This is a genomic window from Kineococcus auxinigenes (genome assembly GCF_050871525.1).
Classification (GTDB): Bacteria; Actinomycetota; Actinomycetes; order Actinomycetales; family Kineococcaceae; genus Kineococcus.
Map to the genome: position 1 here is coordinate 1 of NZ_JBKBCT010000026.1, position 26,916 is coordinate 26,916.

At 76.4% G+C, this 26,916-nt stretch carries 23 protein-coding genes; 12 read left to right on the forward strand and 11 right to left on the reverse strand.

Going from position 1 to position 26,916, the window contains the following annotated elements; genetic code table 11:
- The first annotated feature begins 320 nt into the window (after positions 1-320).
- Positions 321-1,541 (forward strand): L,D-transpeptidase, encoded by a 1,221-nt coding sequence (locus ACRYR9_RS09335; RefSeq protein ID WP_432495072.1) that lies wholly within the window; start codon positions 321-323, stop codon positions 1,539-1,541.
- An 83-nt stretch (positions 1,542-1,624) separates the two neighbouring features.
- Here the strand turns inward: ACRYR9_RS09335 and qcrB are convergent, their stop codons facing one another.
- From qcrB to ctaE, 4 genes are all read right to left on the reverse strand, one after another.
- Positions 1,625-3,301 carry a cytochrome bc1 complex cytochrome b subunit gene (gene qcrB, locus ACRYR9_RS09340; RefSeq protein WP_432495074.1) on the reverse strand — a complete coding sequence of 559 codons (1,677 nt, stop codon included), beginning with the start codon at positions 3,299-3,301 and terminating at the stop codon, positions 1,625-1,627.
- The gene (gene qcrA, locus ACRYR9_RS09345) at positions 3,298-4,332 is read right to left on the reverse strand and encodes a cytochrome bc1 complex Rieske iron-sulfur subunit (protein ID WP_432495076.1); all 1,035 of its coding nucleotides are present in this window, start codon (positions 4,330-4,332) and stop codon (positions 3,298-3,300) included. The genes qcrB and qcrA overlap by 4 nt, the downstream gene beginning before the upstream one ends.
- 73 nt (positions 4,333-4,405) lie before the next feature.
- Complete coding sequence (qcrC, locus tag ACRYR9_RS09350; RefSeq protein WP_432495078.1) at positions 4,406-5,239, reverse strand: cytochrome bc1 complex diheme cytochrome c subunit; 834 nt, start codon at positions 5,237-5,239, stop codon at positions 4,406-4,408.
- Positions 5,240-5,297: 58 nt separating this feature from the next.
- Positions 5,298-5,957 carry an aa3-type cytochrome oxidase subunit III gene (gene ctaE, locus ACRYR9_RS09355; RefSeq protein WP_432495080.1) on the reverse strand — a complete coding sequence of 220 codons (660 nt, stop codon included), beginning with the start codon at positions 5,955-5,957 and terminating at the stop codon, positions 5,298-5,300.
- A gap of 225 nt (positions 5,958-6,182) precedes the next feature.
- Between ctaE and trpD the strand changes: the two genes are divergently transcribed.
- On the forward strand, positions 6,183-7,298 hold the full coding sequence (trpD, locus tag ACRYR9_RS09360; protein ID WP_432495082.1) for an anthranilate phosphoribosyltransferase: 1,116 nt from the start codon (positions 6,183-6,185) through the stop codon (positions 7,296-7,298).
- 41 nt (positions 7,299-7,339) lie between these two features.
- Here trpD and ACRYR9_RS09365 read toward each other — a convergent pair whose 3' ends face one another.
- Both ACRYR9_RS09365 and ACRYR9_RS09370 read right to left on the reverse strand, forming a co-directional pair.
- Complete coding sequence (locus ACRYR9_RS09365; RefSeq protein ID WP_432495084.1) at positions 7,340-7,618, reverse strand: Lrp/AsnC family transcriptional regulator; 279 nt, start codon at positions 7,616-7,618, stop codon at positions 7,340-7,342.
- Between the two features lie 9 nt (positions 7,619-7,627).
- Positions 7,628-9,436 carry a DEDD exonuclease domain-containing protein gene (locus ACRYR9_RS09370; RefSeq protein WP_432495087.1) on the reverse strand — a complete coding sequence of 603 codons (1,809 nt, stop codon included), beginning with the start codon at positions 9,434-9,436 and terminating at the stop codon, positions 7,628-7,630.
- A gap of 130 nt (positions 9,437-9,566) precedes the next feature.
- On the opposite strand from ACRYR9_RS09370, the gene ACRYR9_RS09375 reads away from it, so the two are divergent.
- From ACRYR9_RS09375 to ACRYR9_RS09385, 3 genes are all read left to right on the forward strand, one after another.
- Positions 9,567-9,827, forward strand: a complete 261-nt coding sequence (locus ACRYR9_RS09375) for a hypothetical protein (RefSeq protein ID WP_432495089.1) — start codon at positions 9,567-9,569, stop codon at positions 9,825-9,827.
- 82 nt (positions 9,828-9,909) lie between these two features.
- Positions 9,910-11,244, forward strand: a complete 1,335-nt coding sequence (locus tag ACRYR9_RS09380) for a hypothetical protein (protein ID WP_432495091.1) — start codon at positions 9,910-9,912, stop codon at positions 11,242-11,244.
- A complete protein-coding gene (locus ACRYR9_RS09385) occupies positions 11,241-12,440 on the forward strand; it encodes a glycosyltransferase family 4 protein (RefSeq protein WP_432495093.1) in 1,200 nt (399 codons plus the stop codon). Before ACRYR9_RS09380 ends, ACRYR9_RS09385 begins: the two co-directional genes overlap by 4 nt.
- Here the strand turns inward: ACRYR9_RS09385 and ACRYR9_RS09390 are convergent.
- A complete protein-coding gene (locus tag ACRYR9_RS09390) occupies positions 12,343-13,716 on the reverse strand; it encodes a hypothetical protein (RefSeq protein WP_432495095.1) in 1,374 nt (457 codons plus the stop codon). The two genes, ACRYR9_RS09385 and ACRYR9_RS09390, sit on opposite strands and share 98 nt — an antisense overlap.
- Before the next feature lie 19 nt (positions 13,717-13,735).
- The gene (locus ACRYR9_RS09395) at positions 13,736-15,535 is read right to left on the reverse strand and encodes an AMP-dependent synthetase/ligase (RefSeq protein ID WP_432495097.1); all 1,800 of its coding nucleotides are present in this window, start codon (positions 15,533-15,535) and stop codon (positions 13,736-13,738) included.
- A 177-nt stretch (positions 15,536-15,712) separates the two neighbouring features.
- On the opposite strand from ACRYR9_RS09395, the gene ACRYR9_RS09400 reads away from it, so the two are divergent.
- The 4 genes from ACRYR9_RS09400 (at position 15,713) to ACRYR9_RS09415 (ending at position 19,291) form a co-directional block, all read left to right on the forward strand.
- Positions 15,713-16,249, forward strand: a complete 537-nt coding sequence (locus tag ACRYR9_RS09400) for a hypothetical protein (protein WP_432495099.1) — start codon at positions 15,713-15,715, stop codon at positions 16,247-16,249.
- Positions 16,250-16,381: 132 nt separating this feature from the next.
- On the forward strand, positions 16,382-17,395 hold the full coding sequence (locus ACRYR9_RS09405; RefSeq protein WP_432495101.1) for an ROK family glucokinase: 1,014 nt from the start codon (positions 16,382-16,384) through the stop codon (positions 17,393-17,395).
- Between the two features lie 53 nt (positions 17,396-17,448).
- A complete protein-coding gene (locus ACRYR9_RS09410) occupies positions 17,449-18,528 on the forward strand; it encodes an ROK family glucokinase (protein ID WP_432495103.1) in 1,080 nt (359 codons plus the stop codon).
- Position 18,529: 1 nt separating this feature from the next.
- Complete coding sequence (locus ACRYR9_RS09415; protein WP_432495105.1) at positions 18,530-19,291, forward strand: endonuclease/exonuclease/phosphatase family protein; 762 nt, start codon at positions 18,530-18,532, stop codon at positions 19,289-19,291.
- Between the two features lie 41 nt (positions 19,292-19,332).
- Here ACRYR9_RS09415 and ACRYR9_RS09420 read toward each other — a convergent pair whose 3' ends face one another.
- Positions 19,333-19,932 carry a hypothetical protein gene (locus tag ACRYR9_RS09420; RefSeq protein ID WP_432495107.1) on the reverse strand — a complete coding sequence of 200 codons (600 nt, stop codon included), beginning with the start codon at positions 19,930-19,932 and terminating at the stop codon, positions 19,333-19,335.
- A 156-nt stretch (positions 19,933-20,088) separates the two neighbouring features.
- Here ACRYR9_RS09420 and ACRYR9_RS09425 point away from each other — a divergent pair, with 156 nt between their 5' ends.
- The 3 genes from ACRYR9_RS09425 (at position 20,089) to ACRYR9_RS09435 (ending at position 23,504) form a co-directional block, all read left to right on the forward strand.
- Complete coding sequence (locus ACRYR9_RS09425; protein WP_432495109.1) at positions 20,089-20,829, forward strand: lysophospholipid acyltransferase family protein; 741 nt, start codon at positions 20,089-20,091, stop codon at positions 20,827-20,829.
- 109 nt (positions 20,830-20,938) lie between these two features.
- Positions 20,939-22,042 (forward strand): 6-phosphofructokinase, encoded by a 1,104-nt coding sequence (locus ACRYR9_RS09430; RefSeq protein ID WP_432495111.1) that lies wholly within the window; start codon positions 20,939-20,941, stop codon positions 22,040-22,042.
- A gap of 64 nt (positions 22,043-22,106) precedes the next feature.
- The gene (locus ACRYR9_RS09435) at positions 22,107-23,504 is read left to right on the forward strand and encodes a class II 3-deoxy-7-phosphoheptulonate synthase (RefSeq protein WP_432495113.1); all 1,398 of its coding nucleotides are present in this window, start codon (positions 22,107-22,109) and stop codon (positions 23,502-23,504) included.
- 123 nt (positions 23,505-23,627) lie between these two features.
- Here the strand turns inward: ACRYR9_RS09435 and pknB are convergent, their stop codons facing one another.
- A complete protein-coding gene (pknB, locus tag ACRYR9_RS09440; RefSeq protein WP_432495115.1) occupies positions 23,628-25,598 on the reverse strand; it encodes a Stk1 family PASTA domain-containing Ser/Thr kinase in 1,971 nt (656 codons plus the stop codon).
- Positions 25,599-25,650: 52 nt separating this feature from the next.
- Positions 25,651-26,832, reverse strand: a complete 1,182-nt coding sequence (locus ACRYR9_RS09445; RefSeq protein WP_432495117.1) for a lytic transglycosylase — start codon at positions 26,830-26,832, stop codon at positions 25,651-25,653.
- Positions 26,833-26,916 lie beyond the last annotated feature (84 nt).

Below are 26,916 nucleotides of genomic sequence, written 5' to 3' on the forward strand. Positions count from 1 at the left end.
GCAGCGGCCCGCACGTTGCCGTCCTGCTCATCCAGGACCTGGAAGAACCTCACTCGCGCCTGATCCAACGACACGGTCCCCGCAACTCCCTGAGGTCAGGGTGTTGCGGGGACCGCTAGAACCCACGAGGTGCGGGGCCCTTTCGCGTCCCGCCCTCCCGGGGGCGGCTCCACAGGGGGAAGTTCCCCGGCCGGCACATCGTTGCCCCTCGACGTGCAACGCGTCAGGTGCCCGCTGCGTCACACCAGTGGGGCCGTCCGGGGAGCCGTGACGGCAGGGGATCGACCAGGCCGCTCGAGCGGCCCGAGGGGGAAGCAGCAGTGAGCACGCCGCACCGGCACGTCCGGGCCTGGGCACCAGCCGCACTCGTCCTGGCGATGGCGACCAGCGTCGCCGCGTGCGGGCCCGCGACGACGGGTGCGGACAGCGCCCGGGACGGCGTGAGCGCCAGCGCGACACCCTCGACCCCGCCGGTGCGCTTCACCGTGACCCCGGCGGAGGCCAGCACCGACGTGCGGCTCGACGCCCCCGTCACGGTGGCCGTCACGCGCGGGCAGCTGGAGCAGGTGGACGTCACCGCGCCCGACGGGTCGGTGCTGCAGGGAGCCCTCGACGCAGCCGGTACCACGTGGAGCAGCACCGGGCCGCTGAGCGCGAGCACCAGCTACACCGTGCACGCGGTGGCCACCGACACCGCGGGGGAGCGGGTCGTCCACGACACCACGCTGACCACCCTGACCCCGGTCGCGACCGCCTTCCCTGCCGTCGCGCCGCTGGGCGGGTCGACCGTCGGGGTGGGCATGCCCGTCATCGTGACCCTGGACGAGCCGGTGGCCGACGACCGCCGTGACGAGGTGGAGCGGAACCTCCACGTCACCACGCAGCCCCAGGCCGTCGAGGGCTCCTGGAGCTGGCAGTCGGACACGAAGGTGGAGTTCCGCCCGCGGGAGTACTGGCCCGCTCAGACGGCCGTGCACCTCGACCTGGACCTGGGGAACGTCGAGGTCGCACCCGGTGTCTGGGGGACGACGAGGGACATCGACTTCACCGTCGGCAGCGCGGTGGTGAGCACCGTGGACCTCGACGCCCACACCCTCACCGTCACCCGGGACGGTGAGGTGCTGCGCACCATCCCCGTCACCGCGGGGCAGACCGGTCACGGCGGTCGGTACATCACCCGCAGCGGCACCAAGGTGATCATGAGCTTGGAGGAGTCCCGGCAGATGGACGCCGAGACGACGGGCGTCAGCCCCGATGACCCGGAGTACTACAACGTCGCCGTGAAGTACGCGATGCGCCTGACCAACTCCGGTGAGTTCCTGCACGCCGCCCCCTGGTCGGTGGCCTCCCAGGGCAGCGCCAACGTCAGCCACGGCTGCACGGGGATGAGCACCCAGGACGCCCGGTGGATGTTCGAGAACTCCAAGGTGGGGGACGTCGTGGTCTTCACGGGCAGCGACCGCGGCATGGAGGACGGCAACGGCTTCAGCGTCTGGAACGAGAGCTGGGAGGAGTGGACCGCCGGGTCCGCCCTGACCTGATCATCGTGTTCCCTCCAGCACGACGAAGGCCCCGGGCGCAGCGCCCGGGGCCTTCGTCGTGCTGCTACCGCGATCGTCGCCGGTCAGCCGTGGTACTTCTGCGACGTGGCGATCGCCGCGTTCTCTCCACGCTCCTCGATCGAGGCGTGCTCCTGGCTCTCGATCTCGGTGTGGTGCTCGTGGTGCGCGGCATCCAGCTCCGCCGGCGTCACCGGCTCGACGCGGTCCTCGAAGTAGAACTTCGACAGACGACGCTGCACCTTGCCGTAGAGGGTGCCGGGGTTGCCGGCGTCCACGCGGTCCTCCACCTCCATCGGGCGGTTCACGTCGTGCTGGACCAGGACCCAACGCTCGGCGTCGGTCAGCGGAGCGTGCACCTCGATGAACTCGCCGTGGGGGAGGCGGACGATGCGACCGGTCTCCCGCCCGTGCAGGGCCTTCTCGCGGTCCTTGCGCTGCAGGCCCAGGCAGATGCGCTTGGTCACCACGAAGGCCAGCGCCGGCAGGACGAACACCAGTACGCGCAGGCTGCGGGTGATGTCGTTGATCGACAGCCCCATCATGTGGGCGATGATGTCGTTGCCGCCGGAGATCAGCAGCAGCACGTAGAACGTCAGCGCCATGACACCCAGGCCCGTGCGGGTCGGGGCGTTGCGCGGGCGGTCCAGCAGGTGGTGCTCGCGGCGGTCACCGGTGGCGGCCTGCTCGATCCACGGGTAGAGCGAGCCCGCCGCCATCACGAACAGGATCACCACCGTCGTGGGGATGAAGATGTTCATCGAGAACGTGTAGCCGAACGCCGTGAACTCGAACCACCCCGGCGTGATGCGCACCGCGCCGTCGAGCCACCCCATGTACCAGTCCGGCTGCGAACCGGCCGTCACGGGGGAGGGGTCGTACGGGCCGTAGGCCCAGATCGGGTTGATCTGCACCAGTGCTGCGATCAGGGCGATGACGCCGAAGACGATGAAGAAGAACCCGCCGGCCTTGGCCATGTAGACCGGGAAGAGCGGGAAGCCCACCACGTTGTCCTCGGTGCGCCCCGGGCCGGGGTACTGCGTGTGCTTGTGGATCACGACCAGCGCCAGGTGCACGACGATCAGGCCGAGCATCACCGCCGGCAGCAGCAGGACGTGGATGGTGAAGAAGCGGGGGACGAAGTCCTCGCCCGGGAACTCCCCGCCGAAGAGGAAGAAGCTGATGTAGCTGCCGACCACCGGGACCGCCAGGATGATCGCCTGGGCGATCCGGATGCCGGTGCCCGAGAGCAGGTCGTCCGGCAGCGAGTACCCCGTGAAGCCCTCGAACACGGCCAGCAGCGCCAGCACCAGGCCGATGACCCAGTTGATCTCGCGGGGCTTGCGGAAGGCACCGGTGAAGAACACCCGGATCATGTGCACGACCGTGGCGGCCACGAAGACCAGGGCCGCCCAGTGGTGCACCTGGCGCATGATCAGGCCGCCGCGCACGTCGAAGGAGATGCGCAGCGAGGACTCGTAGGCCTGCGAGACCGTCTGGCCGGCCAGCGGGGCGTAGTCGCCGTTGTAGACGGTCTCCGCCGCGCTGGGCTCGTAGAAGAACGTCAGGAACGTGCCCGTGAAGAGCAGGATGACGAAGCTGTAGAGGGTGATCTCACCCAGCATGAACGACCAGTGGTCGGGGAAGATCTTGCGAGCGAAGCCGTTGACGATCTTGCTCGCGCCGACGGTGTCGTCGGCGAAGTTCGCGACGCCCCCGGCGGTCTTGTCGATGGTGCTCATCCGCGCTCCCAGAAGCTCGGGCCCACGGCTTCTCGGAAGCCGCTGCTCGCCTGGAGGTAGCCGTCCGCGTCCACCCGGATGGGCAGCTGCGGCAGGGGGCGCCTGGCGGGGCCGAAGATCACCTTGCAGTCCTGCGTCACGTCGAAGGTCGACTGGTGGCAGGGGCACAGCAGGTGGTGGGTCTGCTGCTCGTAGAGGGCCACCGGGCAGCCCATGTGGGTGCAGATCTTCGAGTAGGCGACGGTGCCGTCCACGCCCCACTCCGCCGACTTGGGCGTGAGCAGGTCCTCCTCCAGCCGCATGAGCAGGACCGCGGACTTCGCCTTCTCGTTGAGGGGGTGCTCGACCTCGTCGATGCCCTCCGGCATGACGTGCATCACGGACCCGTTGGTCATGTCCGCGGCCCGGATGCGCCCACCCGTCGGGTCCTTGATGAGGTAGGTGCCCTCCTCCCACATGGTGACCGACAGGCTGTTGCCCGGCAGGGGACCGGTGTCGCGGAAGAAGAAGACGGCGGGCAGCGGGAAGAGCGCCAGGGCGCCGACCAGCGTGTTGCGGATCAGCGGGCGCCGGCCCAGGCCGGCCTCGGCCGAGCCCTCCTTGAGGATGGCCACGGCCTCCTCGCGCTCGGCGGTGGTGCCGCGCTGGCGGTGCCGGTAGTCGATCCGCTCGTCGTCCGGCATCAGGGTCTTCGCCCAGTGCACGGCCCCGACGCCCAGGGCGAACAGGGAGACGAACATGCACAGGCCGATGGCCCGGGTGGAGGCGCTGATGCGGTCGAAGCCGCCGTCGTACTTGATCCCGATGATCGAGGCGATGATGCCCAGGGAGCCGAGGATCGACAGCACCAGCATGAGCGCCACCTGGCGCTCGGCGCGCTTGGCCGCCTTCGGGTCCACGTCACCCAGCCGGTGGCGGTGGGGGGGCAGGCCCGGGTTCTCGAAGCGCTCGGGGACACCTGCGCCCTCGGGCTTCACCAGGGCCGAGGAGCCCTGTCCGTGCGCCTCGTCGGCGCGCTCGATGTCGCTCATGCTCCCTGCCTGTCCGTGCGGGGCAGCGCCCCGCGGTCCGTCTCGCTCACCGCGTCGTGGTCGACCGCGCCGCTCACGAGGACTTCATCCCCAGCCACACCGAGCAACCCAGCAGCAGCCCGATGCCCGCGATCCAGGCGAACAGGCCCTCGCTCACCGGGCCCAGGGAACCCAGCGGCTGGCCGCCCGGCTCCGGGCGGAACTCCTCCTCCTGGGTCAGCCAGGCGATGATCGCGGTCTTGTCCTCGGCGCTGATGTTGTTGTTGTCGAACACCGGCATCGACTGCGGGCCGGTCACCATCGCCTCGTAGATGTACTTGCCCTCCACGCCGGTGAGGTCGGGGGCGTACTTGCCGCCGGTCAGGGCGCCGCCCTTGCCGGCGAAGTTGTGGCACATCGCGCAGTTGGTCCGGAAGATCGAGGCGCCCCGGGCGACCTCCTCGGCGGTGACGTCCGAGACGTCGAGGACGTCCTCGGTCGGGACGGCCGGGCCGGGGGCCAGCGAGGCGACGTAGGCGGCCAGCTGGTCGATCTGGTCCTGCGAGAAGCGCAGCTTGGGCACCTCCGGCGCCTGCGCGGAGGACTGCTGCAGCGGCATCCGGCCCGTGCCGACCTGGAAGTCGACGGAAGCGGCGCCGACGCCGATGAGGGAGGGGCCGGCGCCGCTGCCCTCGATGACCTCGCCACCCTGGGCGTCGAGGCCGTGGCAGCTGGCGCAGTTGGCGAGGAACAGCTCCTTGCCGGCCGCGACGTCGTCGGCGGACGCCGTCGCGGTGGAGGCCTCCGCGGGCCGGGGGGCCGCAGCGGCGTACAGGCCGCCGACGAGGAGGAGCGCCAACGCGATCAGCACGACGACGGCCAGCGGGTGGCGCCGTCGGGCGCTGAGTGCGGTGAGGGTCCTGGTCACGGTCGGGGTGCTCGCTTCCGTCGGTGCTTGCGCGTGCGGTGGGGGTGCGGCTGCTCGGTCACTTGAGGATGTAGATGACCGTGAACAGGCCGATCCACACCACGTCGACGAAGTGCCAGTAGTAGGAGATGACGATCGCGCTGGTGGCCTCCTGGTGGCCGAAGCGCTTGGCGGCGAACGAGCGGCCGATCACCATGAGGAAGGCGACCAGACCGCCCAGGACGTGGATGCCGTGGAAGCCCGTGGTCAGGATGAACACCGAGCCGTAGGGGTCCGTGGCGATCGTCAGGCCCTCGACGGCCAGCTCCGCGTACTCGTAGACCTGACCGGCGACGAAGATCCCGCCGAAGATGTAGGTGAGGACGAACCACTCCTGCATGCCCCAGCCGCCCACCTGCCACAACCGGCCGCGACGCCGCGGCTGGAAGCGCTCGGCGGCGAACACGCCGAACTGGCACCAGAACGACGAGATCACCAGGATGAGCGTGTTGACGCTCGAGAAGGTCACGTTCAGCTTCTCCGGGCCGGTCTCCCACAGCGCCGGCGCCACCGAGCGGATCGTGAAGTACATGGCGAACAGGCCGGCGAAGAACATGAGCTCGCTCGCGAGCCACACGATCACGCCCACCGACACCATGTTCGGCCGGTTCACCGAGCCGTGTGCGGGACTCGGGGTACTGCTCTGGACAGCCTGTGCACTCGCCACGGCAGCCATCATGCCCCACCACCCCCGTCGTGCGCCGACCGGCCCACCGACGTCGTGTCGTAGATCTCGCCGTGGGCCGTCCGGGTGGTGTTCCCCCGTCCCGTGCGGACCTCGGGCGGACCTCGTGCCGGTGCGGTGCCGAGCGCGTGCGGGCGCGGGGGAGGGGGTGGCGGCGGGAGCGGTCAGTAGGGTGCGGGCTCAGCCCTCGATCCGCCGTCGCACCCACCGGGGACCCCCATGACGCTCCCGCAGCCCAGCGCGCCCTCCGCCGCACCCGCCGGCCCCGGGCGGGTCGACGAGCCGACCTGGCCCCGGGTGCTGGGCGAGCTCATCGCCGGGCGCGACCTCGACGCCGCCGACACCGCGTGGGCGATGGACCGGGTGATGCGCGGGGAGGCCGGCGACGTGCCGCTGGCGGGCTTCCTCGTCGCGCTGCGCGCCAAGGGCGAGACCAGCGCCGAGCTGGCGGGCCTGGCCGACGCGATGCTGGCGCACGCCGTGCCGCTGGAGGTGCCCGGCCCGACCGTCGACCTCGTCGGCACCGGGGGCGACCAGGCGCACACCGTGAACATCTCCACGATGGCCGCGCTGGTGCTCGCCGGTGCCGGGCACCGCGTCGTCAAGCACGGCAACCGCGCCGCCTCCTCGTCCTCCGGGTCCGCCGACGTGCTCGAGGCGCTGGGCGTGGACCTCGACCTGCCGCCCGCGCGCGTGGGGCAGGTCGCCGTCGAGGTCGGCATCACCTTCTGCTTCGCCAAGGTCTTCCACCCCGCCTTCCGGCACGCCGCGGGCGCGCGCACCGGGCTGGGGGTGCCCACGGCGTTCAACGTCCTGGGGCCGCTGACCAACCCCGCGCGCACCGGCGCCACCGCCATCGGGGTCGCCGACGCGCGCATGGCACCCCTCGTCGCCGGGGTCCTGGCCTCCCGGGGCACGTCCGCGCTCGTCTTCCGCAGCGCCAACGGCCTCGACGAGCTCACCACCACCTCCCCGGCGCGCGTCTGGACCGTCGAGGGGGGCCGGGTCGGCGAGGCCGTCGTCGACGCCGTGGCCGACCTCGGCATGGCCCCGGCCACCCTCGCGGACCTGCGCGGCGCCGACGCCCGCCACAACGCCGGCGTGGCCCGCGAGCTGCTGGCGGGTGCGCGCGGGCCGGTGCGCGACGCCGTCGTCCTCAACGCCGCCGCCGCCATGGTGGCCGCGGGGGTGCGCGCGCCCGCACCCGCGCCCGGCGACGTCACGCAGGGCCTGGTGGCGCACCTGGCCGAGGGCGTGCGCCGCGCGCAGGAGGCGCTGGACTCCGGCCGGGCCGCGCAGGTGCTGGAGCGCTGGGTGGCCGCCACCCGCGCCTGAGGGACCGGCGAGCCGGGCGCGCGCAGCGCTCGGGCGTCCGGTCAGTCGAAGCCGAGGTCGAACGCGCTCTCCAGGTCGTGGCGGGAGTAGGCGCGGAAGGCGATGTTCGTGGTCGTGCCCGTGACGCCCTCCACCCGGCTGATGCCGCCGGCGATGACGTCCGCGAGCTCCTCGTGGCGACGCACCCGCACCATGACGACCAGGTCGACGTCACCGGTCACGGAGTAGACCTCCGAGACGCCCGTGAGGTCGGCGAGCGCCTGGGCGGTCTCGGGGATGCGCCGGCCGTCGGTGCGGACGTTGACGATGGCGGTGATCACCCCAGCAGCCTAGGGCGCGGTGCCCGCCGTGCCCAGCCGGTGCCGCGCCCAGCCCGCCCCCCGCACCGGCAGCGCCCACCCCGCCGCCGGCTCCCCCAGGGAGACCAGCCGGACCCCCGGCTGCTCCAGCCACGTCAGCAGCGCGTCGGTCTCCTCCACCAGCAGCCCCGGCCGTCCCGGCCCGGGCGGTTCCACGACCTCCCCGGTGGCCCGCAGCGCCGCCACGTGGGGCACCGGGTCGGCCCCGCGCGGCGTCAGCGCCGTGCCCGCCAGCCGGCCGTGGCGGATCAGGACCAGCTCCCAGCCGCCGTCCGGCCACCCCGGCTCGGGGGTGCAGCGCCGCGCCGCCACGACCTCCGGCGCCCGCGCCAGGGGCTCGCGCCGCTGGGCGCGCTCGGCGGTGCGCAGGAAGGCGTCCAGCCGGTCGCGGGCCTGCGCGGCCTCCTCGAAGCGCTCCTGCGCGGCCAGCTCCCGCATCCGCCGCCGACCGGCCTGGAGGGCGGCGCCGGCGTCCTCGCGCAGCGAGGAGCGCACCTGCTCCACCACGAGCGCGTACGAGGCGGCGTCCTGCCCGCCGCGCCCGGTGCCCAGGCACGGCGCGCCGCAGCGGCCCAGCTCGGCCAGGACGCACGCCCCGGGGCCGTCCGGGCCCGGCGCCCGGGGGATGCGCCGCGTGCAGCGCCGCAGCGGGTGCGCGTCGTGCAGCGCCGCCACCGCCAGCTCCGCGGTGCGCGCCGAGCGGAACGGGCCCAGGTACTCCGCCCCGGCCGCGGCGTCGTCGCGCACCTGCTTCACCAGGGACAGCCGCGGCCAGGGCTCGGCGGTCAGCTTCACCCACGTCACGCGCTCGGGGTCCTTGGAGCGGCGGTTGTAGGGCGGGGAGTGCTCCGCGATCAGGCGCAGCTCGCGCACCCGCGCCTCCAGCGGCGTGGCGCACACCACGGGCACCACCTCGGCCGCCGCGCCCACCATCTCCGTCATCCGCGCGCGGGTCTCCGAGGCGGTGAAGTACTGCGCCACCCGGCGGCGCACGTCCACGGACGTGCCCACGTACAGCACCCGGCCCCGCGCGTCGCGGAAGAGGTACACCCCCGGCGCCGACGGCAGCCCCAGCGCCAGGTGCCGCTTGCCCCGCCGCGCCCGCGCAGCCGGGGCCGCGGCGGTCAGGGCGTGCAGGTCCTCCAGCGTCTGCACGCCCCGGTTGCCCAGCCGCCCCAGCAGGGCGTGCAGCACGTCCACGGTGGCCCGGGCGTCGTTCAGCGCCCGGTGGTCGGGGGCGGAGGTGGCGCCGAGCAACCGCGCCAGGGTGCCCAGCTTGTGGTCGCGCGCCTCGTCGCGGCCGACGAGGGCACGGGCCAGCGCGAGGGTGTCGACGACCTCCGGGCGCGGCCACTCCAGGCCCGCGCGCCGGCACGCCGCCTGCAGGAAGGAGGTGTCGTAGCGCGCGTTGTGCGCCACGAGCACGGCTCCGCGGGCGAACTCCAGGAAGCTGGGGAGCACCTGCGCGGCCGACGGCGCCGTCGCCAGCATCGACGGCGTGATGCCGGTGAGGAGCTGCACGACCGGCGGGACGGGCACGTCGGGGCGCACCAGCGTCTGCAGCTCCCCGAGCACCTCGCCGCCGCGCACCCGCACCGCGCCGATCTCGGTGATCCCGCCGTCCGCCGGCGCACCGCCGGTGGTCTCCAGGTCCACGACCACGAACGTCGTCTCCGCCAGCGGCCGCCCCAGCTCCTCGAAGCTCGTCTGCCGCGGGACGGCCGCGGTGGCCCCGGCGGTCGGGGCGGCCGGTGCGGACCGGCGGGTCGGGGTGGGCACGGGCGAACGGTGCCAGGTGCGGCCGACACCGCACCGGCGGCGCGCCGCACCGGGTCGAACCCGCGTTCGAGCCGGCGCCCGGCCGGTGGCGGTCACGTGCGGAGGAGGTGTGTCGGAGGGGGCGCCTAGCGTGCGCAGCGCCGGTCGCGGGACCGGCCGGGCCGCAGCGGCCCGCGACGGCGCGGAGGTGCCGGTGCTCATCGACTGCGACAGCTGCACCGCCCGGCCGGCGGCGTGCTCGGGGTGCGTCGTGTCCGTCCTGCTCGGGGAGCCGACGGCGCCCCGGCTCGACGCCGAGGAGCGCGACGCGGTGCGGGTCCTGGCCCGCTCGGGCCTCGTGCCCCCGCTGCGTCTGGACCCGGGCGACGGCGGCCGGCGCCGCGCGGGCTGAGCCCCCGCGGGCCGGCTCCCGCGGGTCGGGCCCCGCGGTCCGGGCTGCACGACCTGAGCACCGCGGGTGCGACGATGCGGCGGTGGCGGGAGGGTGGTCGGTGCGGCGGCGCGACCTGCTCACCGGCGCCGGGGCGGCCCTGCTCGGCACCGCACCGCTGAGCGCCTGCACAGCCCGTCCCGTCCGGCGCGGCCCGCCGGCCCTCGTCGCCGAGGTGACCCGACTGCTCGCCGCGCGCGGGCGCGCCCTGGCCGCCGGGGACGTCGAGGCCGCCGCCGCCGGGTGCGCCCCCGCCTCCGCCGGTGCCCGCGCCGAGCTGCGCCGCGCCGACACCGCCGCGGTGCGCGCCGGCCTGACCTCCTGGTCGGTGGATGTCGAGGGCGTGGACGAGGGGGTCGAAGGGGGCGGCGACCGCGACGCGCGGGTGCGCGGCCGGCTGCGCGTGCGGGTGGTGGGGGAGGGCCGTGAGGTCGCCGGGCCCTGGAGCACCGCTCTGGTGCGGCGCGACGGCGCCTGGGCGCTCGCGCTGCCGGACGCCGCCGGCGCACCGCACCCGTGGGACCTGGGCGACGTCCGGGCCCACCGGGTGCCCGGAGGCGTCGTGCTCCTCGTGCGGCCCGGGCACGATGTCGACGCAGCGGCCGACGAGGCGGCCGGGCGCGTCGCCGCCGAGGCCGCTGAGGACCTGCCCGCGGCCACCGCCCGGGTGGACGCCGCCTGGGGCCCGGACTGGCCGCGCGGCACCGCCGTCGTCGTGGTGCCCACCACGGCGCTCGCAGCCCGGCTGGCCGGGCTGGACCCGCGCCGCGCCGCCGCCCTGGACGCCGTCGCGGTCGGTCAGGACGCCGCCCTGCCCGACGGCGCGCCGGCGGGGGTGCGCGTGGTCCTGGCCGCCGACCGCTTCGCGCGCCTGACGCGCGCCGGGCGCACCGCCACCCTCACCCACGAGCTGGTGCACGTGGCCACCCGGGCCACGGCCGGCGCCCGGCCCGCCGCCGACGGGCTCCGTCCGGTGCCGCGCTGGCTCTCCGAGGGCTGCGCCGACCACCTCGCCCGGCTCGGCCTGGACGTGCCGGCCGCCGCCCTGGCGGCGCCGCTGCTGCGGGCCGTGGCCGCCGGTGCCGCACCGGCCGTGCCCGCCGACGAGGACTTCGAGGCCACCGGGGCCCGCCTGCAGGTGGCCTACGCCGCCGCCTGGACGCTCGTCACCTCCGCCGCCCGCCGCGCCGGCACCCCCGCCGTCACCGCCCTGCAGCGCCGGCTCGGCACCGCTCCCGGACGCGGCGGCGAGCCCGCCGCCCCGCTGGCCGAGCGCCTCGACGGCGCCTGCCGCGCCACCCTCGGCACCGGCTGGGCGGACGTGCAGCGGACCTGGCGCGCCGACGTCGCCGGCGGCCTGGTGGGGTGGGGGCCGTGAGCACCCTCGTCGTCACCAACGACTTCCCCCCGCGCACCGGTGGCATCGAGTCGTTCGTGCACGCCGTGGTGCGCCTGCTGCCCGCCGCCGCGGCTCGCCGCGGTGACGGCGACGCCGCGCGCGTGGTCGTGCACACCGCCTCCCAGCGCGGTGCGCGCACCGTCGACGCCGAGCTGGCCGCCGCGGGGACCACCGTCGTGCGCGACCCGTCCCCGCTGATGGTGCCCACCCCGGCGATCGCGCGCCGCGTGCGGCGCACCGCGCGCGAGCACGGTGCCGACCGGGTCTGGTTCGGCGCGGCCGCGCCCCTGGGGCTGCTGGCGCCCGGCCTGCACCGCGCGGGCGTGCGGCGCAGCGTGGCCACCACCCACGGCCACGAGGTGTGGTGGTCCACGCTGCCCGGCTCGCGCGCCGCGCTGCACCGCATCGGTGAGGGCGTGGACACCCTCACCCACCTGGGGCCGTGGTGCCGCTCGCGCATCGAGCGCCCGCTGAGCCCCGCCGCGCGCGGGCGGATGCGCCAGCTGACCCCCGGCGTCGACGCGGGCGTCTTCCGCCCCGGCTGCGGCGGCGAGGAGGTGCGCGAGCGGTACGGGCTGGGCGGGCGCCCGGTGGTGGTGTGCGTCTCGCGGATCGTGGCGCGCAAGGGCCAGGACGTGCTCGTGCGGGCGATGCCCGAAGTGCGCCGGCGGGTGCCCGGGGCCGCGCTGCTGCTCGTGGGCGACGGGCCCCACCGACCCGCGGTGGAGCGGCTCGTGGACCGCCTGGGCCTGCGCGGGCACGTCGTGCTCACCGGTGCGGTCCCGTGGGAGCGCACCCCGGCGCACTACGACGCCGGGGACGTCTTCTGCATGCCCACCCGCACCCGGCTGGGCGGGCTGGAGCCGGAGGCGCTGGGCATCTGCTACCTGGAGGCCGCCGCGTGCGGGCTGCCCGTCGTGGCCGGGGACTCCGGCGGTGCACCGGACGCCGTGCTGGACGGCGTCAACGGGCACGTCGTCGACGGGCGCGACGTGGCGGCCGTCGCCGCCCGCGTGGCCGACCTGCTGGGCGACCCGGCCCGGGCCGGTGCCCTGGGGCGCTCCGGGCGCGAGTGGGTCAGCCGGCGCTGGGGCTGGGACGCGCAGGTGGACCGGCTGGCGGCCCTGCTGGCCGGTCAGGACGTGCCGGTCGCGTCGGCGCCACCGGGCCCGTGAGCTCCGGGCGTGCCCCGGCGGCGGCGGCCACCGACAGCAGCAGCAGCGCCCCGACCAGCCAGAACTGGTTGTAGAACGCCTGCTTGTTGAGGAGGTTGACGACCATGAGCACCGCGGCGCACCACGTCAGCAGCCCGGCCAGCCCCACCGGGCGGCGGTGCAGCGCCACGACCGCCCCGGCCAGCACCGCCACGACCAGCACGCCCACGACCGCGAACGGCAGGCGCACCCCCGTCTCGTTGAGGACCGCGGTGTAGAGGGTGTCCGCGAAGCGCAGCGGGGGCAGCTCCAGCATGGTGCGCACCGTGTCGTGCAGGAAGTCGCGCGGTGCGCCGAGCGCCCACGGCGCCACCAGCAGCCCCGCACCGCCCACGGCCCCCGCCGTGCGGCGCAGCCCGAACCGCGGCCAGGCCGCCAGCAGCGGCAGCAGCACCACCACGTGCTGCTTGGCGGCCAGCGCCACCGCCAGCGGCACCACCGACCACCACGCCCCCGTCCCGCCGCGCGCCACCAGCACCGCCCAGGCGGCCAGGCCCACCAGCACGGTGGGCTCGGTCCAGGCCTGCTCCACCAGGGTGCTGCCGCCAGGTGCCAGCACCAGCAGCGCCGCGGCCGCCACGGCCGGCGCGCGCCAGCGACCCAGCGCCGCCGTGCACAGCGCCGCGACCGCCACCAGCACCGCCAGCGCCCAGCGCACGTCGCCGGCCAGCCAGCGGCCCGGGGCGGTGAGGACCGCCGTCCACGGCAGGTAGGCGAACGCGTCCGTGATGCCGGGCGAGCCCACCCACTCCATCGCGTACATCGACTCCCCGCGGCGCAGCCCGTCGGCCGCCTGCTGCAGGATCACCCACACGTCGATGCGCGGGGCGGGGTCGCCGGTCACCACGAGCGCCCACGCCGCCGCCGCCCCGGCCAGCGCGACGGGCAGCGCCGCCGCACCGGTGCGCCGGCCCAGCAGCAGCGCCCCCGCCACCAGTGCCGAACCGGCCAGCACGGCGCGCACCCCCCACAGCCCCCGGGCGCCCAGGTAGCTGAAGGGCTCCAGGAGCAGGTGCGTCAGCGCCACCACGCCCAGCGCCCCGGCCGCCGCCCGCCCCGCGCGCGGAGCCGGCGCCGCACCGCGGTCGTCGCGGGCCGTCGCCGCCAGCACCAGCAGCGCCGCCGCGACCAGCACGTAGCCCGCCACGATCCACCAGCGGTAGCGCACCACGCTGTGCGTGGCCAGCGCCGTCAGCGCCCACCACACCCCCAGCACGGCGACCTCCCGGCGCGTCACCGGGGCACCCCCGCCGACCTCACTCGCCGTACAGGGCGTCGACCTCGCCGGCGAAGTCCCGCAGCACCTCGGAGCGCTTCACCTTCTGCGAGGGCGTGAGGTAGCCGTTCTCGATCGTGAAGTCGTCGGCCAGGACGCGGAAGCGACGGATCGACTCCGCGCGGCTGACCGCCTCGTTGGCGCGGTCCACGGCCTGCTGCAGCGCGCCCAGCACGACCTCGTCGGTGCGGGCGCGCGCGAGGTCCAGCCCGGGCCGGCCGTGGTTGGCGCCCCAGGACGGCAGCGCCTCCTCGTCCAGGGTGATCAGGCAGGCCACGTAGTGCCGCTGATCGCCGACGACGACGGCCTGGGAGACCAGGGGGTGAGCCCGCAGCCGGTCCTCCAGGGTGGCGGGCACGACGTTCTTGCCGTTGGCCGTGACGATGATCTCCTTCTTGCGGCCCGTGATGCGCAGGTTGCCGGCGTCGTCGATCTCGCCCAGGTCCCCGGTGCGGAACCAGCCGTCCTCGAACGCCTCGGCGGTCTCCTGCTCGCGGCCCCGGTACTCGCGGAACACGCCCAGGCCGCGGCACAGGATCTCGCCGTCGTCGTCGACGGCCACGTCGGTGCCCGGCAGCGGGGGGCCCACGGTGCCGATGCGGATGCGGGAGGGCCTGCTCACGCACAACGGCGCGGTGGTCTCGGTCAGGCCGTAGCCCTCCAGCACCACCAGGCCCGCACCGCGGAAGAAGTGCGTCAGGTGCTCGCCCATCGGGGCACCGCCGGAGACGGCGTGCGCCACGTTGCCGCCCAGCAGGTCGCGCAGCTTGGAGTAGACCAGCCGGTCGAACAGGGCGTGCTGCGCGCGCAGCGGCAGGGAGGGGCCCCGGGCGTCCAGGGCGCGGGAGTACGCCACTGCCGTGGCCGAGGCCCGCTCGAAGACCGCCGCCTTGAGCCGCCCGCCGGCCGCGGCGCGCTGCTCGGCGCCGTTGTAGACCTTCTGGAAGACCCGCGGCACCGCGAGCACGAACGTCGGGCGGAAGCCCGCCAGGTCGGGCAGCAGGTCCTTCGCGTCCGGGGTGTGGCCGACCCGGACGCGGCACACCAGGCACAGCACCTGGATGAACCGGGCGAACACGTGCGCCAGGGGGATGAACAGCAGCGTCGCGGCGTCCGGGCGCTGCAGGACCTCGGGGATGGCGGCGCGGGCGTTGCGCGCCAGGTCCAGGAAGTTGCCGTGGGTGAGCACGCAGCCCTTGGGGCGCCCGGTCGTGCCGGAGGTGTAGATGACGGTGGCCGGGTCCGAGGGGCCCGCGAGGGTGCGCCGCTGCTCCAGCTCGTCCTCGCCCGTGTCGCCGCCCGCGGTCCGCAGCTCCTCCAGCGCCCCGGACGCCAGCGTCCACACGTCGCGCAGCTGCGGCAGCCCCTCGCGCACCGCCGCGACGCGCGCGGCGTTCTCCGGCGTCTCCGCGAAGCAGGCCACCGCCCCGGAGTCGGACAGGATCCAGCGCACCTGCTCGGTCGAGGACGTCTCGTAGACGGGGACCGTCACCGCGCCGGCGAACCAGACGGCCACGTCCACCAGGGTCCACTCGTAGCTGGTGCGGGCCATCAGGGCGACGCGGTCGCCGGGCTGCACGCCGGCGGCGATCAGCCCCTTCGCCACCGCCGCGACGTCGGCGAGGAGGTCGGCGGCGCTGACGTCGCGCCACCGGCCGTCGTCCTGCCTGCGGCTGACGCTGACGTGCCCGGGGACCTCGCGCGCCGTGTCCACGACGCAGTCGGTGAGGTTCCCGGTGGTCGCGGGCGGGACGAGCGGGGGCTCGCAGCTGCTCCGCACGGGGTGTCCTCCTCGGTGTGCTCCGGGGACGACGCCGTCGTCGGCCGCGTCCGGGCCGCCCGCGCGCTGCGGCGGCGCCCCGACCCTACCCGCGGGTGCGTCGGCTTCAGGTGGCGCCCGCGGTCGCCGATGGTCCCGGGACGGGGCCGGGTGAGCCGGCCCGGGCGAGGAGGAGCGGTGGACGAGGTGCTGGACGGACCCGGTGGCGCCGCGCGCCGCGACGCGCGCGGCGGCACCCGCACCAGCGCGGCCTTCGGGTCCGTGGACGTGGGCCCGCCGGTGAGCCGCCTGCCCGTGGACCCCGCGCCGGCCGCTGCGGCCGCGCCGGTGCCTGCGCCGCCGCAGCGCTGCCCCTCCTGCGCGGCACGGGTGCGCGCCGGGCAGCAGTGGTGCTCGCTGTGCCACGCCTCCCTCGCGCCGGCCACCGCGCTCCCCGCGTCCACCACCGCACCCACCACCGCGCCCACCACCAGGCCTCCTGCACCGGTCGAGGAGCCCGCTGAGGTCCCGGCCGCCGCGCCGGCCGAGGGAGCCGCGCTGCCCGACGAGGAGGAGGTCGAGCGCATGCTGCGCGCCCTGGCGGACTCCGCCGGTGCGCCGGTGCGCGGCCTGGGCTCCCCCCGGGCGAAGATCGCCGTCGCGGCCGGCGGCGGCCTGGCGCTGACCCTGCTGCTGCTGCTCGCCATGACGGTGCTGGGGGCCCTCGCCGGCTGACCCCCCGGCAGCCCGCGCGCCGGTCCCGCGTGCCAGCGCGGAGGTCGCGGCGGCGATGCTCTAGCCTCCTGGCGGTCGCCGATCGTGCGACCGCCCCGGCCGGGGCACGCGTCGCAGGGGGTTCCGGACGGCATGGCGGATCAGCGCACGAGCACGGGCAGCGCTCCGGGCACGGCCGGGCAGGTCCCCGGCAACGCCGTCGGCGTGGACATCGGCGGCACCAAGATCGGCGTCGGTGTGGTCGACCACCGCGGGGAGATCCTCGTCCAGACCCGCAGGGAGACCCCCGCCTCGCACCCGGACGCCATCACGGAGGCGGTCGCCGACGCCATCGCCGAGCTGGCCACGACCCACGAGTTCGGTCCCGTCGGCGTCGCCGCGGCCGGTTTCGTCGACGCGGCGCGCTCCTCGGTCGTCTTCGCCCCCAACCTGGCCTGGCGCGACGAGCCGCTGCGCCGCCGGCTGGAGCCGCGACTGGGCCGGCGGGTCGTCGTGGAGAACGACGCCAACGCCGCCGCGTGGGCCGAGTACCGCTTCGGCGGCGGCCTGGACGAGGACGGCCGCCCCGTCGACGACGTGCTGATGCTGACGGTGGGCACCGGCCTGGGCGGCGGCATCGTCTCCGGCGGCGTCCTGCAGCGCGGGGCCAACGGCGCCGCGGCCGAGCTGGGCCACGTGCGCGCGGTGCCCGGGGGCCGGGCCTGCGGCTGCGGCAACCTCGGCTGCTGGGAGCAGTACGTCTCCGGCAACGCGCTGGTGCGCGAGGCGCGGGACCTGCTGCGCTCGGGGGACCCCGCCGCCGCCGAGCTGCTGCGGGCCGCCGGCGGCGACCCCGACGCCGTCGACGGCCCCACCGTCACGCGGCTGGCGCAGGCGGGCGACCCCGCCTCGGCGAGGTTGCTGGCCGAGGTGGGCCGCTGGCTGGGCGAGGCCGTCGCCAGCTTCGCGGCCGTGCTGGACCCCGAGGTCGTCGTCGTCGGCGGCGGTGTCTCCGCCGCCGGCGAGCTGCTCCTGGCCCCGGCTCGCGCCAGCCTCGCCGAGAACCTGCCCGGCCGCACGCACCGCCGTCCGCCGCCGCTGCGCACCGCGCGCCGCGGCAACGCCGCCGGGATCATCGGCGCCGCGGACCTGGCCCGGATCGACTGACTCCGGACGACCGAGCCCCCCAGCCCGCGCAGGACGTGACGACAGGACGCGAGATGGCCGCACCCCGCCCGAGCCAGCCCCGTCGCCGCCGGCCGCCGGACCCGCGCCGAGCGGCGATCCAGCAGCGGCTGCGGCAGCAGACGCGCCGGGCCCTCATCGGCGACGGCCCCGCCGTCGGCGTGGACATCGGCGGCACGAAGGTCCTGGCGGGCGTCGTGGACGGCGAGGGCCGCGTCGTGGCGCAGGTGCGCCGCGAGACCCCCACCCGCAGCCCGCGCGCGGTCGAGGACACCATCGCCGAGGTCGTCGAGGAGCTCGCCGGCGCCCACGACATCGTCTCCGTGGGCATCGGCGCGGCCGGGTTCGTCGACGCCGAGCGCGCGAACGTCCTGTTCGCCCCCCACCTGGCGTGGCGCAACGAGCCGCTGCGCGAGGCGGTGGAGCGACGGGTGCGCGCGCGCCTGGGCCGGCGCGTCGGGCGGCGCACCGTGGTGGAGAACGACGCCAACGCGGCGGCCTGGGCGGAGTACCGCTTCGGCGCCGGGCGCGGCGAGAGCCGCCTGCTGTGCGTGACGATGGGCACCGGCATCGGCGGCGGCATCGTCACCCAGGGCCGCGTGGTGCGCGGGCGCTACGGCCTGGCGGGGGAGTTCGGGCACATGGTGGTCGTCCCCGGCGGGCACCGCTGCGAGTGCGGCAACCGCGGCTGCTGGGAGCAGTACGCCTCCGGCAACGCGCTGGTGCGCGAGGCGCGCGAGCTGGCCCGGTCCGCCTCGCCGGTGGCGCACGCCCTGCTGGAGCTGGCCGACGGCGACCCGGAGGCGATCACCGGCCCGCTGGTGACGCAGGCCGCGCGCGCGGGCGACCCGGCGGCGGTGGAGCTGTTCGAGGAGGTCGGGCGCTGGCTGGGCGTCGGCGTCGCCAACCTCGCCGCGGCCCTGGACCCGGGCACGGTCGTCATCGGCGGCGGTGTCTCCGACGCGGACGAGCTGCTGCTGGGCCCGTGCCGGGAGGCGTACCGGCGCACCCTGACCGGGCGGGGTTTCCGGCCCGAGCTGCGGGTCGTGCGGGCCCAGCTGGGGCCGGCGGCCGGTCTGGTGGGCGCCGCGGACCTCTCGCGCGGCTGGGGCTGAGGTGCCCGCAGCACCGGCCGGGGACGGCACCGGCCGGACGCCGTTGCGGGTCGCCACCTGCAACGTGCGCGAGCTGCTGGACGACAGCCGGGCGCTGCGGGAGGTGCTGCGCGCGGCGGCCGCGGACGTGCTGTGCCTGCAGGAGGTGCCCACGCACCCGCTGGCCGCGCACAGGCTGGGCGACCTGGCCGCCGACGCGGGCCTGCAGGTGGTGGCCGCGGGGCGGGCGGGTGCGGGCACCGCGGTGCTGGCGGCGGGCCGGGTGGACGTGCGGGCGGCGGCGGTGCGGGCGCTGCCCACCCCGCGCCTGCGCGCGCGGCGCCCGGTCCGCCGGCGCGGGACGGCGGAGGCGCTCGTGCGGGTGGTGGCCGGGGCGGGCTGGTCGGTGCCGGTGCTGGTGCGCAGCGTCCACCTGGGCCTGGACGCCGCCGAGCGGGTGGACCACGCCCTGCGGCTGCTGCCCGACGCCGGTGCGGCGGGTCGCGGCGCTCCCCTCGTCCTGGCCGGCGACCTCAACGAGGAGCCCGGCGGGCCCGCCCGGGCCGTGCTCACGAGCCGGCTGAGCGACGCGGCCGAGCTCGCCGGCGGTGCGTTCGCGACGTTCCCGGCCCGCGCACCGCGGCGCCGCATCGACGCCGTGCTGGCCGACGGGCGCCTGGCCGTCACCGCGGTGGGGACACCCGGCGTCCAGGGCGCCGCGGCCGCGACCGACCACCTCGCCGTGGTCGCCGACCTGCTCGTCCCGGCGACCGGGGACGCCTGAACGGTTCCGCGGCGGGGTGCGGGGCGCTCCGGGTGGTGGGCTCAGACCACCGCGCCGTCGTCGTCGTCATCGTCGCGCGAGCGGGGCAGGCGCACGACGAGCGTGGCGAAGCCCGCCACGAACACCACGGCCGTCGCGACGGTCACCAGGGCGGGCGCATCGCGCTGGGTCAGGGCCACCAGGAGCAGGAACAGGGGAGCGCCGACGACGGCGGCCCACGCGGCCCAGCCGACCAGGTCCCGGGGCAGCGGGGCGGGGTCGGCCGGCACGAAGCGTTCCCCGGCGTCCAGGTCCCGCAGCTCCTCCGGTTCGGCGGTGCGCCGCGGTGGACCGTCCGGGACGTCCTCGCGGGGCGCCGGGGGCAGCGGCCGCGCCGGGCGCACGGTGCGGCCCTCGGGCCGCGACGGCGCTCCCGGGCCGGCCCCGGGCGCGGCGGACTGCTCGCGGCCGGCCTCGTCGCGGGGCCCGGCTCCCTCGTCGTCGGGTGCTCCACCGGTGCCGGAGGCGGCGTCGTCCTGGCCGGACGCGCCGGGCCCGGGGCTGCGGTCGCCGGGGCCCTCGTCCTCCCAGCGCGCGACGATCTCGGCGAAGGCCGCGTCGACGTCGAGGCGGCCGGCTGCGTCGTCCGGGTCAGCGGGCACAGCTCATCGTGTCACGAGCACCGCGCGCGGTCGAGGCGTTCGCGTCGGCGCGCCCCGCGGCGCGCGGTGGGCCGAGCCGGCCGGTCCGCGGTGCCCTAGGGTCGCGGCTGCGGAAGCGCCGGCCGCGCGCGCCGGCCGGGGGCGAGGAGGCGGCCGGTGCTCTACTGGGTCATCAAGCGGCTGGTGGCCGAGCCGGTGCTGACGCCGGTGCTGCGCCCGTGGGTCCGCGGGCTGGAGAACGTGCCCGCCACCGGACCGGCGATCCTGGCCAGCAACCACCTCTCCCTCGCCGACGCCGTCCTGCTGCCGACGGTGCTGCCCCGCAGGATCACGTTCATCGCCAAGGCGGAGATGTTCACCGGTGCGGGCGTGCGCGGGCGGCTGTTCGGCGGGCTGCTGCGCCGGGTCGGTCAGCTGCCGGTGGACCGCAGCGGCGGGGCGGCCTCCAGCGCCGCCATCGACGGCGCGGTCGAGGTGCTGCGCCGCGGGGAGCTGTTCGGCATCTACCCGGAGGGCACCCGCTCCCCGGACGGGCGGCTGCACCGGGGGCGCACGGGGGTGGCGCGCATCGCCCTGCGCTCGGGCGCGCCGGTGCTGCCGGTGGCGATGGTCGGCACCGGTGAGCTCATGCCGCGCGGGCGGGCGCTGCCGCGGGTGCGCCGGGTGGGGATCGTCATCGGGGAGCCGATGGACCTGTCCCGCTTCGCCGGGCGCGCGGACGACCAGTTCGTCGTGCGCTCGGTCACCGACGAGGTGATGGCCGCCATCCAGCGCCTGTCTCGGCAGGAGTACGTCGACGAGTACGCGCCGCGTCACGGGGGTGCGCCGCCCGCCGTCCCCGGCCCGGGCACCTCCGGGCCCGGCGGTCGCGGCGCGCCGGGGGACCCGCCCGCCTGAGCCGAGGCCGGGTCGGCGCGGGTGATCGCGGCGCGCGCATCGCGGTGACACAGTGGCCCACGTCACATCGACACGTCCGGCACAGCGGCCGGCGGACGGGGGAGGCGCCATGACCGGCACGACGGGCGGCACCGGGGGCAGCGGCACCGGCAGCGGCGGCGCGAGGGAACCCGGGGCGGGGTGGTGCGTGGGCCTGCTGACCGGTGGCGGGGACTGCCCCGGCCTCAACGCGGTCCTGCGCGCGGCCGTCCTGGCCGGCACCCAGCGCCACGGGATGCGCTTCCTGGGCTTCAGCGACGGCTGGCGCGGCGTCCTGGACGGCGACGCAGTGCCGCTGGGCGAGGCCGACGTGCGCCCCTTGCTGGCGCGCGGCGGCACGGTCCTGGGTTCCAGCCGCACCAACCCGCTGGCCGACGGCGTCGAGCAGGGCGTGCAGCGGGTGCGCGCGTCGATGGCCCGCCTGGGCGTGGACGCCCTGCTGGCGGTCGGCGGGGAGGACACCCTGGGGGTGGCCACGGCGCTGCACGAGGCGGGCGTGCCCGTGGTGGGCGCGCCCAAGACCATCGACGACGACCTGTCGGCGACCGACGCCACCTTCGGCTTCGACACCGCGGTGCAGACCGCCGTGGAGGCGTGCGACCGGCTGGTCACCACCGGCGCCTCGCACCACCGGGTCATGCTCGTGGAGGTCATGGGCCGGCACGCGGGGTGGATCGCGCTGCACACCGGCACCGCGGCGGGGGCGCACGTCACCCTCCTGCCGGAGGACGCGGTGGACCTGGACGCGGTCGCCGCGACGCTGCGCGAGGTGCTCGAGCGCGGCGACGCACCGCTGGTGGTGCTCTCCGAGGGCGCGCAGGTGCTGGGGGAGCAGGCGCTGCGCACCGCCGAGCGCGACGCGTTCGGGCACGTGCAGCTCGGCGGCGCCGGGGAGCAGCTGCAGCGCGCCCTGACCGAGCGGCTGCCGGGGGTGTCGATGCGCCTGACGGTGCTGGGCCACCTGCTGCGCGGCGGCACGCCTTCGGCCGCCGACCGGGTCCTGGCGACCCGCTTCGGGCTCTCGGCGGTCACGGCGCTGGCGACGGGCGACCTCGGCACGATGGCGGCGCTGCGCGGGGTGGACGTCGTCCAGGTGCCGCTGGCCGAGGCCACGGGCGTGCTGCGCACGGTGCCGCCCGAGCGGCGCGCCGAGACCGCGGGCCTGCGCTGGTGAACCGCTGCGGCGGCCCCTCCCCAGGCGTCCCCGGCAGCACCGCCGGGGTGGGAGACTGGGCCGCGTGAGCACTGGAACGAGCACCGCGCCCACGGCCGCCTCCTCGATCACGTGGCCGGACCTGCCCGCCGCCCAGCAGCCGCAGTGGCCCGACGCCGCCGCGCTGGCCGAGGTCCAGGCGGAGCTCGCCTCGTACCCCCCGCTGGTGTTCGCCGGGGAGGCGGACCAGCTGCGCGCCCAGCTGGCGGCCGCCGCCCGCGGCGAGGCGTTCCTGCTGCAGGGCGGGGACTGCGCCGAGACCTTCGCCGGCGCCACGGCCGCGGGCATCCGCCGCCGCCTGAAGACCATGCTGCAGATGTCCGCGGTCCTCACCTACGGGGCCGGCCTGCCGGTGGTCAAGGTCGGCCGGATGGCCGGGCAGTTCTCCAAGCCGCGCTCGAGCAACGACGAGACCCGCGACGGCGTGACCCTGCCGGCGTACCGCGGCGACGCCGTCAACGACTACGCCTTCACGCCGGACTCGCGCACCCCGGACCCGCAGCGGCTGCTGCGGGCGTACCACACGTCCTCGGCGACGCTGAACCTCATCCGGGCGTTCACCACCGGCGGCTACGCCGACCTGCGCAAGGTCCACGAGTGGAACCGCGGGTTCGCCTCCACCGCCGCGAACGTCCGCTACGAGGCCCTGGCCCGCGACATCGACAAGGCGATGAGGTTCATGGTCGCCTGCGGCGCCGACTTCGACGCCCTGAAGACGGTGCAGTTCTTCTCCAGCCACGAGGCGCTGCTGCTGGACTACGAGCGCCCGCTGACCCGCACCCTGGACGAGGAGCCCCCGCTGGCCGGGGAGTCCGCGGCCGACGACGTGCGCCGCGGCGGCCCCTACGACGTGTCGGCCCACATGGTGTGGATCGGCGAGCGCACCCGCCAGCTCGACGGCGCGCACGTCGACTTCGCCTCCCGCGTGCGCAACCCGATCGGGATCAAGCTGGGGCCCAAGACCTCCGTCGAGGACGCCCTGGCCCTGGTGGACAAGGTCGACCCGTACCGCGAGCCGGGCCGGCTGACCTTCATCACCCGCATGGGCGCCTCCACGATCCGCGAGGCGCTGCCCGCCCTGGTGGAGGGCGTCACGCGGGCCGGTGCTCAGGTCACCTGGGTGTGCGACCCCATGCACGGCAACACCATCACCTCCGCCAGCGGGTACAAGACCCGCCGCTTCGACGACGTCGTGGACGAGGTCCGCGGCTTCTTCGAGGTGCACCGCGCGCTGGGCACCGTCCCCGGTGGCCTGCACGTGGAGCTCACCGGCGACGACGTGACCGAGTGCCTCGGCGGCGCCATGGACATCGACGACGCCGCGCTGGCCACCCGCTACGAGTCGCTGTGCGACCCGCGCCTGAACCACCAGCAGTCGCTGGAGCTGGCGTTCCTCGCCGCGGAGATGCTCGCGCAGCGCTGAGGTCCCGCGGGCCCGGCCCGCAGCCGGCACGAGGGCCCCGCCGCGGTTCGCCGCGGCGGGGCCCTCGTGCGTCGTCCCCGTGCTCCGCCCCTCGTGGCACGGCGTCCCGGCCGCGACGGGCTCTCAGACCACCGTCACCGTGATCGTGGAGCCCTTGGGCACCGACTGCCCGGAGCCGGGGTCCACCGAGCGCACGGTGCCGAAGATGCCGCCGAGGACCTCCTCCACCCGAACCGTGAACCCCAGGCCCTCCAGGGTGGCGCGGACCTCGGCGAGCTGCTCGCCCTGCAGACCGCCGGGCACCTCCACGAGCGGCGGGCCGGTGGACACCACGAGCTCGACGGTGTCGCCGCGGAACAGGGTGCCGTCGGCGGGCTCCTGGGAGACCACCCGCCCCGCCGCGACCGTCTCGCTGGTGCGCCGCGTCGGCTCGCCCGCCACCAGGCCCGCCTCGGCGATCCGGGTGCGCGCGTCCTCCAGGGACTGGCCCACCACGTCGGGCACGGCCAGCGGCTGGCGGCCCTTCGAGACGACGAGCCCCACCGGGGAGTCGTGCGGGACGGAGGTGCCGGCGGCGGGGTCCGTGCGGATCACCCGGCCCTGCGCGACGTCCTCGCTGAACTCCTCGACGACGGCGCCGACGGCCAGGCCCGCCTCGCGCAGCGCCGCCCCGGCGTCGGCGGCTTCGCGCCCGGCGACCTCGGGCACGTCGAAGTGCTGCACGCCGCGGCTGACCACGAGGGTGAGGGTGCCGTCCTCGCGCACCCGCTCACCGGCGGCCGGGTCGGTGCCGATCACCGTGCCCGCGGGCACGGTGTCGTTGAACTCCTCGCGCCGGTCCACCTGGAAACCGGCCGAGCGCAGCTGCTGGGCGGCTGCCTCGGGGCTGCGGCCGGCCACGTCCGGGGCGGTGGTGAAGGCGCCGGGCCCGGCCATGAACCACCACGACACCCCCGCGGCGACGGCCAGCACCGCCAGGGTCAGGACCATCGCCAGCACCCCGCGCCGGCCGCGGCGGCGCCCGGGCACCGCGACGGCGCTCGCCGCCGGAGCCGGGACGCCCTCGGCCGCACCGTCCCCGGGACCCTCCGCCCCGTGCTCCCCGCCCCGGGCACCGGCCGCGAGCGCCGGGGCGTCCGCGGCCAGGTCCAGGCGCACCGTGGCGCTGCCCCCGCCGGCGGCGGGGCGCGCCGAGCGGACGGCCAGCTCCTCGGGGGTCAGACCCGCACGCACCTGGCGCACCTGCGCGAGCATCTCGCCGGCGTCGTGGGGGCGGTCGTCGGGGTCCTTGGCCAGCGCGTCGAGCACCAGGCGGTCCACCGCCGCGGGCAGGCCCGGCACCAGCGTCGAGGGCACCGGCGGGTCGTCGTAGACGTGCTGGTACGCCACGCGGATGGGGGTGTCGCCGGTGAAGGGGGGAGCTCCCGTGAGCACCTCGAACAGCAGCACGCCCACGCCGTACACGTCGCTGCGCGCGTCGGCGATGCCGCGCGAGACCTGTTCGGGGGCCAGGTACTCGGCGGTCCCCAGCAGGTCGGGGCCGGTCGCGGCGGTGCTGGCCTGGGTGGGCCCCGCCGAGCGGGCCAGGCCGAAGTCGCTGACCTTGACCCGCCCGTCGTCGCCGACGAGGACGTTGCCGGTCTTGACGTCGCGGTGCAGCAGGCCCTTGCGGTGCGCCTCGCCCAGCGCGTCGAGCACCGAGGCGGTCACGTCCAGCGCCTCGCCGACCGTCAGCGACCCCTCCTCGTGGACGACGTCGCGCAGGGTGCGGCCGGTGACCAGCTCCATGACCAGGTACGCCGTCTCCTGGCCGTCGCCGCGCTCGGCGCCGTCGTCGACGCCCTGGTCGAGCACCGACACCACGCCCGGGTGCGCCAGGCGCGCGGCGGACTTCGCCTCGCGCACGAAGCGCTGGCGCGCCACGGGGTCGTGCGCGAGGTCGGCGCGCAGCACCTTCAGCGCCACCTCGCGGTCCAGCCGCTGGTCCTCGGCGCGGTACACGACCCCCATGCCGCCGCGGCCGATGCGGCTGAGCACCAGGTACCGCCGGTCCAGCACGCGCCCGACGAGCGGGTCGGAGAGGATGGCGTCCACGGTCAGCGAGTCTAGGCAGACCCGCGGGCGGGCCCGGGCACCGCCGCGCGCGTCAGCGGAAGCGGGCCTGCAGGGTCTGCACGTTCGCCACGTACCGGCGCGTGTCGTCGTACATGCCGCGCGAGCGCACCGACGCCTGCCCCTGGTAGTAGGACGCGATGGCGATGTCCGGCGGGTTGCTCGCCACGAGCGTGCGCAGGATCGCGACCCCGGCCTTGGCGTTGTCGCGGGCGTCGAAGAGGTCGATCTCCTCGCCCAGCAGGTCCGAGGCCCACTCCCCGGAGGTGGGGATCACCTGCATGGCGCCGATGGCGTTGGCGTGCGAGACCACGCCCATGTTGAAGCCGGACTCCTGGTAGCCGATGGCCAGCGCCAGGGAGGGGTCCACGCCCAGGCGCACGGCGGTGGAGCGGATGATCTCGCGCATCTCGTCGCGGCTGGGGATGTCGGCCTGCGCCAGCCGCGCCCGGTTGGCCTCCACGGCCGCCGCGAGGGAGCCGGCCTGCTCGGAGGCGGGCGGCGCGGCGGGGGTGGCCGTCGGGCGCTGCGCGAGCCGCAGCTCCTGGCCCTCGACGATGAAACCGGTGCGGTCCAGGCCGTTGAGCTCCACCAGGGTGGCGACCGTGGTGCCGGTGGCCGCGGCGATGTGCGACAGGGTGTCCCCCGCGCGCACGGTGTAGGTGTCGGACGCGGTGGTGCCGGTCGTCGTGCCGGTGCTCGCGCCGCCGCCGACCTTGAGGACCTGCCCGGCGCGGATGAAGCCGCGCGCGTCCAGCCCGTTGGCCTCGCGCAGCGCCGCGACGGTGGTGCCGTGCTGCGCCGCGATGGACGTCAGCGTCTCGCCGGCCACCACGGTGTGCTCCGCGGCCGCGGAGCTCGAGGCGGCGGTGGGGGCGGGCACGCGCAGCCGCTGCCCCTCCACGATGCGCGCCTGCGGGCCGAGGCCGTTGGCCTCGGTGATCGCCGCGACCGTGCTGCCGGTGCGCACGGCGATGCCGCTGACGGTGTCCCCGCGCCGGACGACGACCACGGGGTCGCCGTCGCCGGCGGCCGCGGCGGCGTGCGCCACGGTCGGTGCGGCGGCGGGCACCTGGGCGCCGGTGGCCGCGGAGGCGGCACCCGCGGGCACGACCGCGGTGGGGCCCGCCGCGCCGACGAGCGCGGCCGCGGCGAGCCAGCGGCTGCGGCGGCGGGGCTCGTCGGTGCTGGTCGGGTCGTCGCCGTGCTCGGCCATGCGGGGGTCCTCCCGAGGTCGTCCGGTGCTGGGGTGCTCGTTGCCGAGGTGTTCGTGGTGCCGGCTGCCGGTGCCCGCGCTGGT

Excerpts from the sequence above, each read along its gene's own strand:
- qcrB (WP_432495074.1), bottom strand. The coding sequence starts at position 3,301 with ATGAGCACCATCGACAAGACCGCCGGGGGCGTCGCGAACTTCGCCGAC.
- qcrA (WP_432495076.1), bottom strand. The coding sequence starts at position 4,332 with ATGAGCGACATCGAGCGCGCCGACGAGGCGCACGGACAGGGCTCCTCG.
- ctaE (WP_432495080.1), bottom strand. The coding sequence starts at position 5,957 with ATGATGGCTGCCGTGGCGAGTGCACAGGCTGTCCAGAGCAGTACCCCG.
- trpD (WP_432495082.1), top strand. The coding sequence starts at position 6,183 with ATGACGCTCCCGCAGCCCAGCGCGCCCTCCGCCGCACCCGCCGGCCCC.
- ACRYR9_RS09405 (WP_432495101.1), top strand. The coding sequence starts at position 16,382 with ATGGCGGATCAGCGCACGAGCACGGGCAGCGCTCCGGGCACGGCCGGG.
- ACRYR9_RS09410 (WP_432495103.1), top strand. The coding sequence starts at position 17,449 with ATGGCCGCACCCCGCCCGAGCCAGCCCCGTCGCCGCCGGCCGCCGGAC.
- ACRYR9_RS09430 (WP_432495111.1), top strand. The coding sequence starts at position 20,939 with ATGACCGGCACGACGGGCGGCACCGGGGGCAGCGGCACCGGCAGCGGC.
- ACRYR9_RS09445 (WP_432495117.1), bottom strand. The coding sequence starts at position 26,832 with ATGGCCGAGCACGGCGACGACCCGACCAGCACCGACGAGCCCCGCCGC.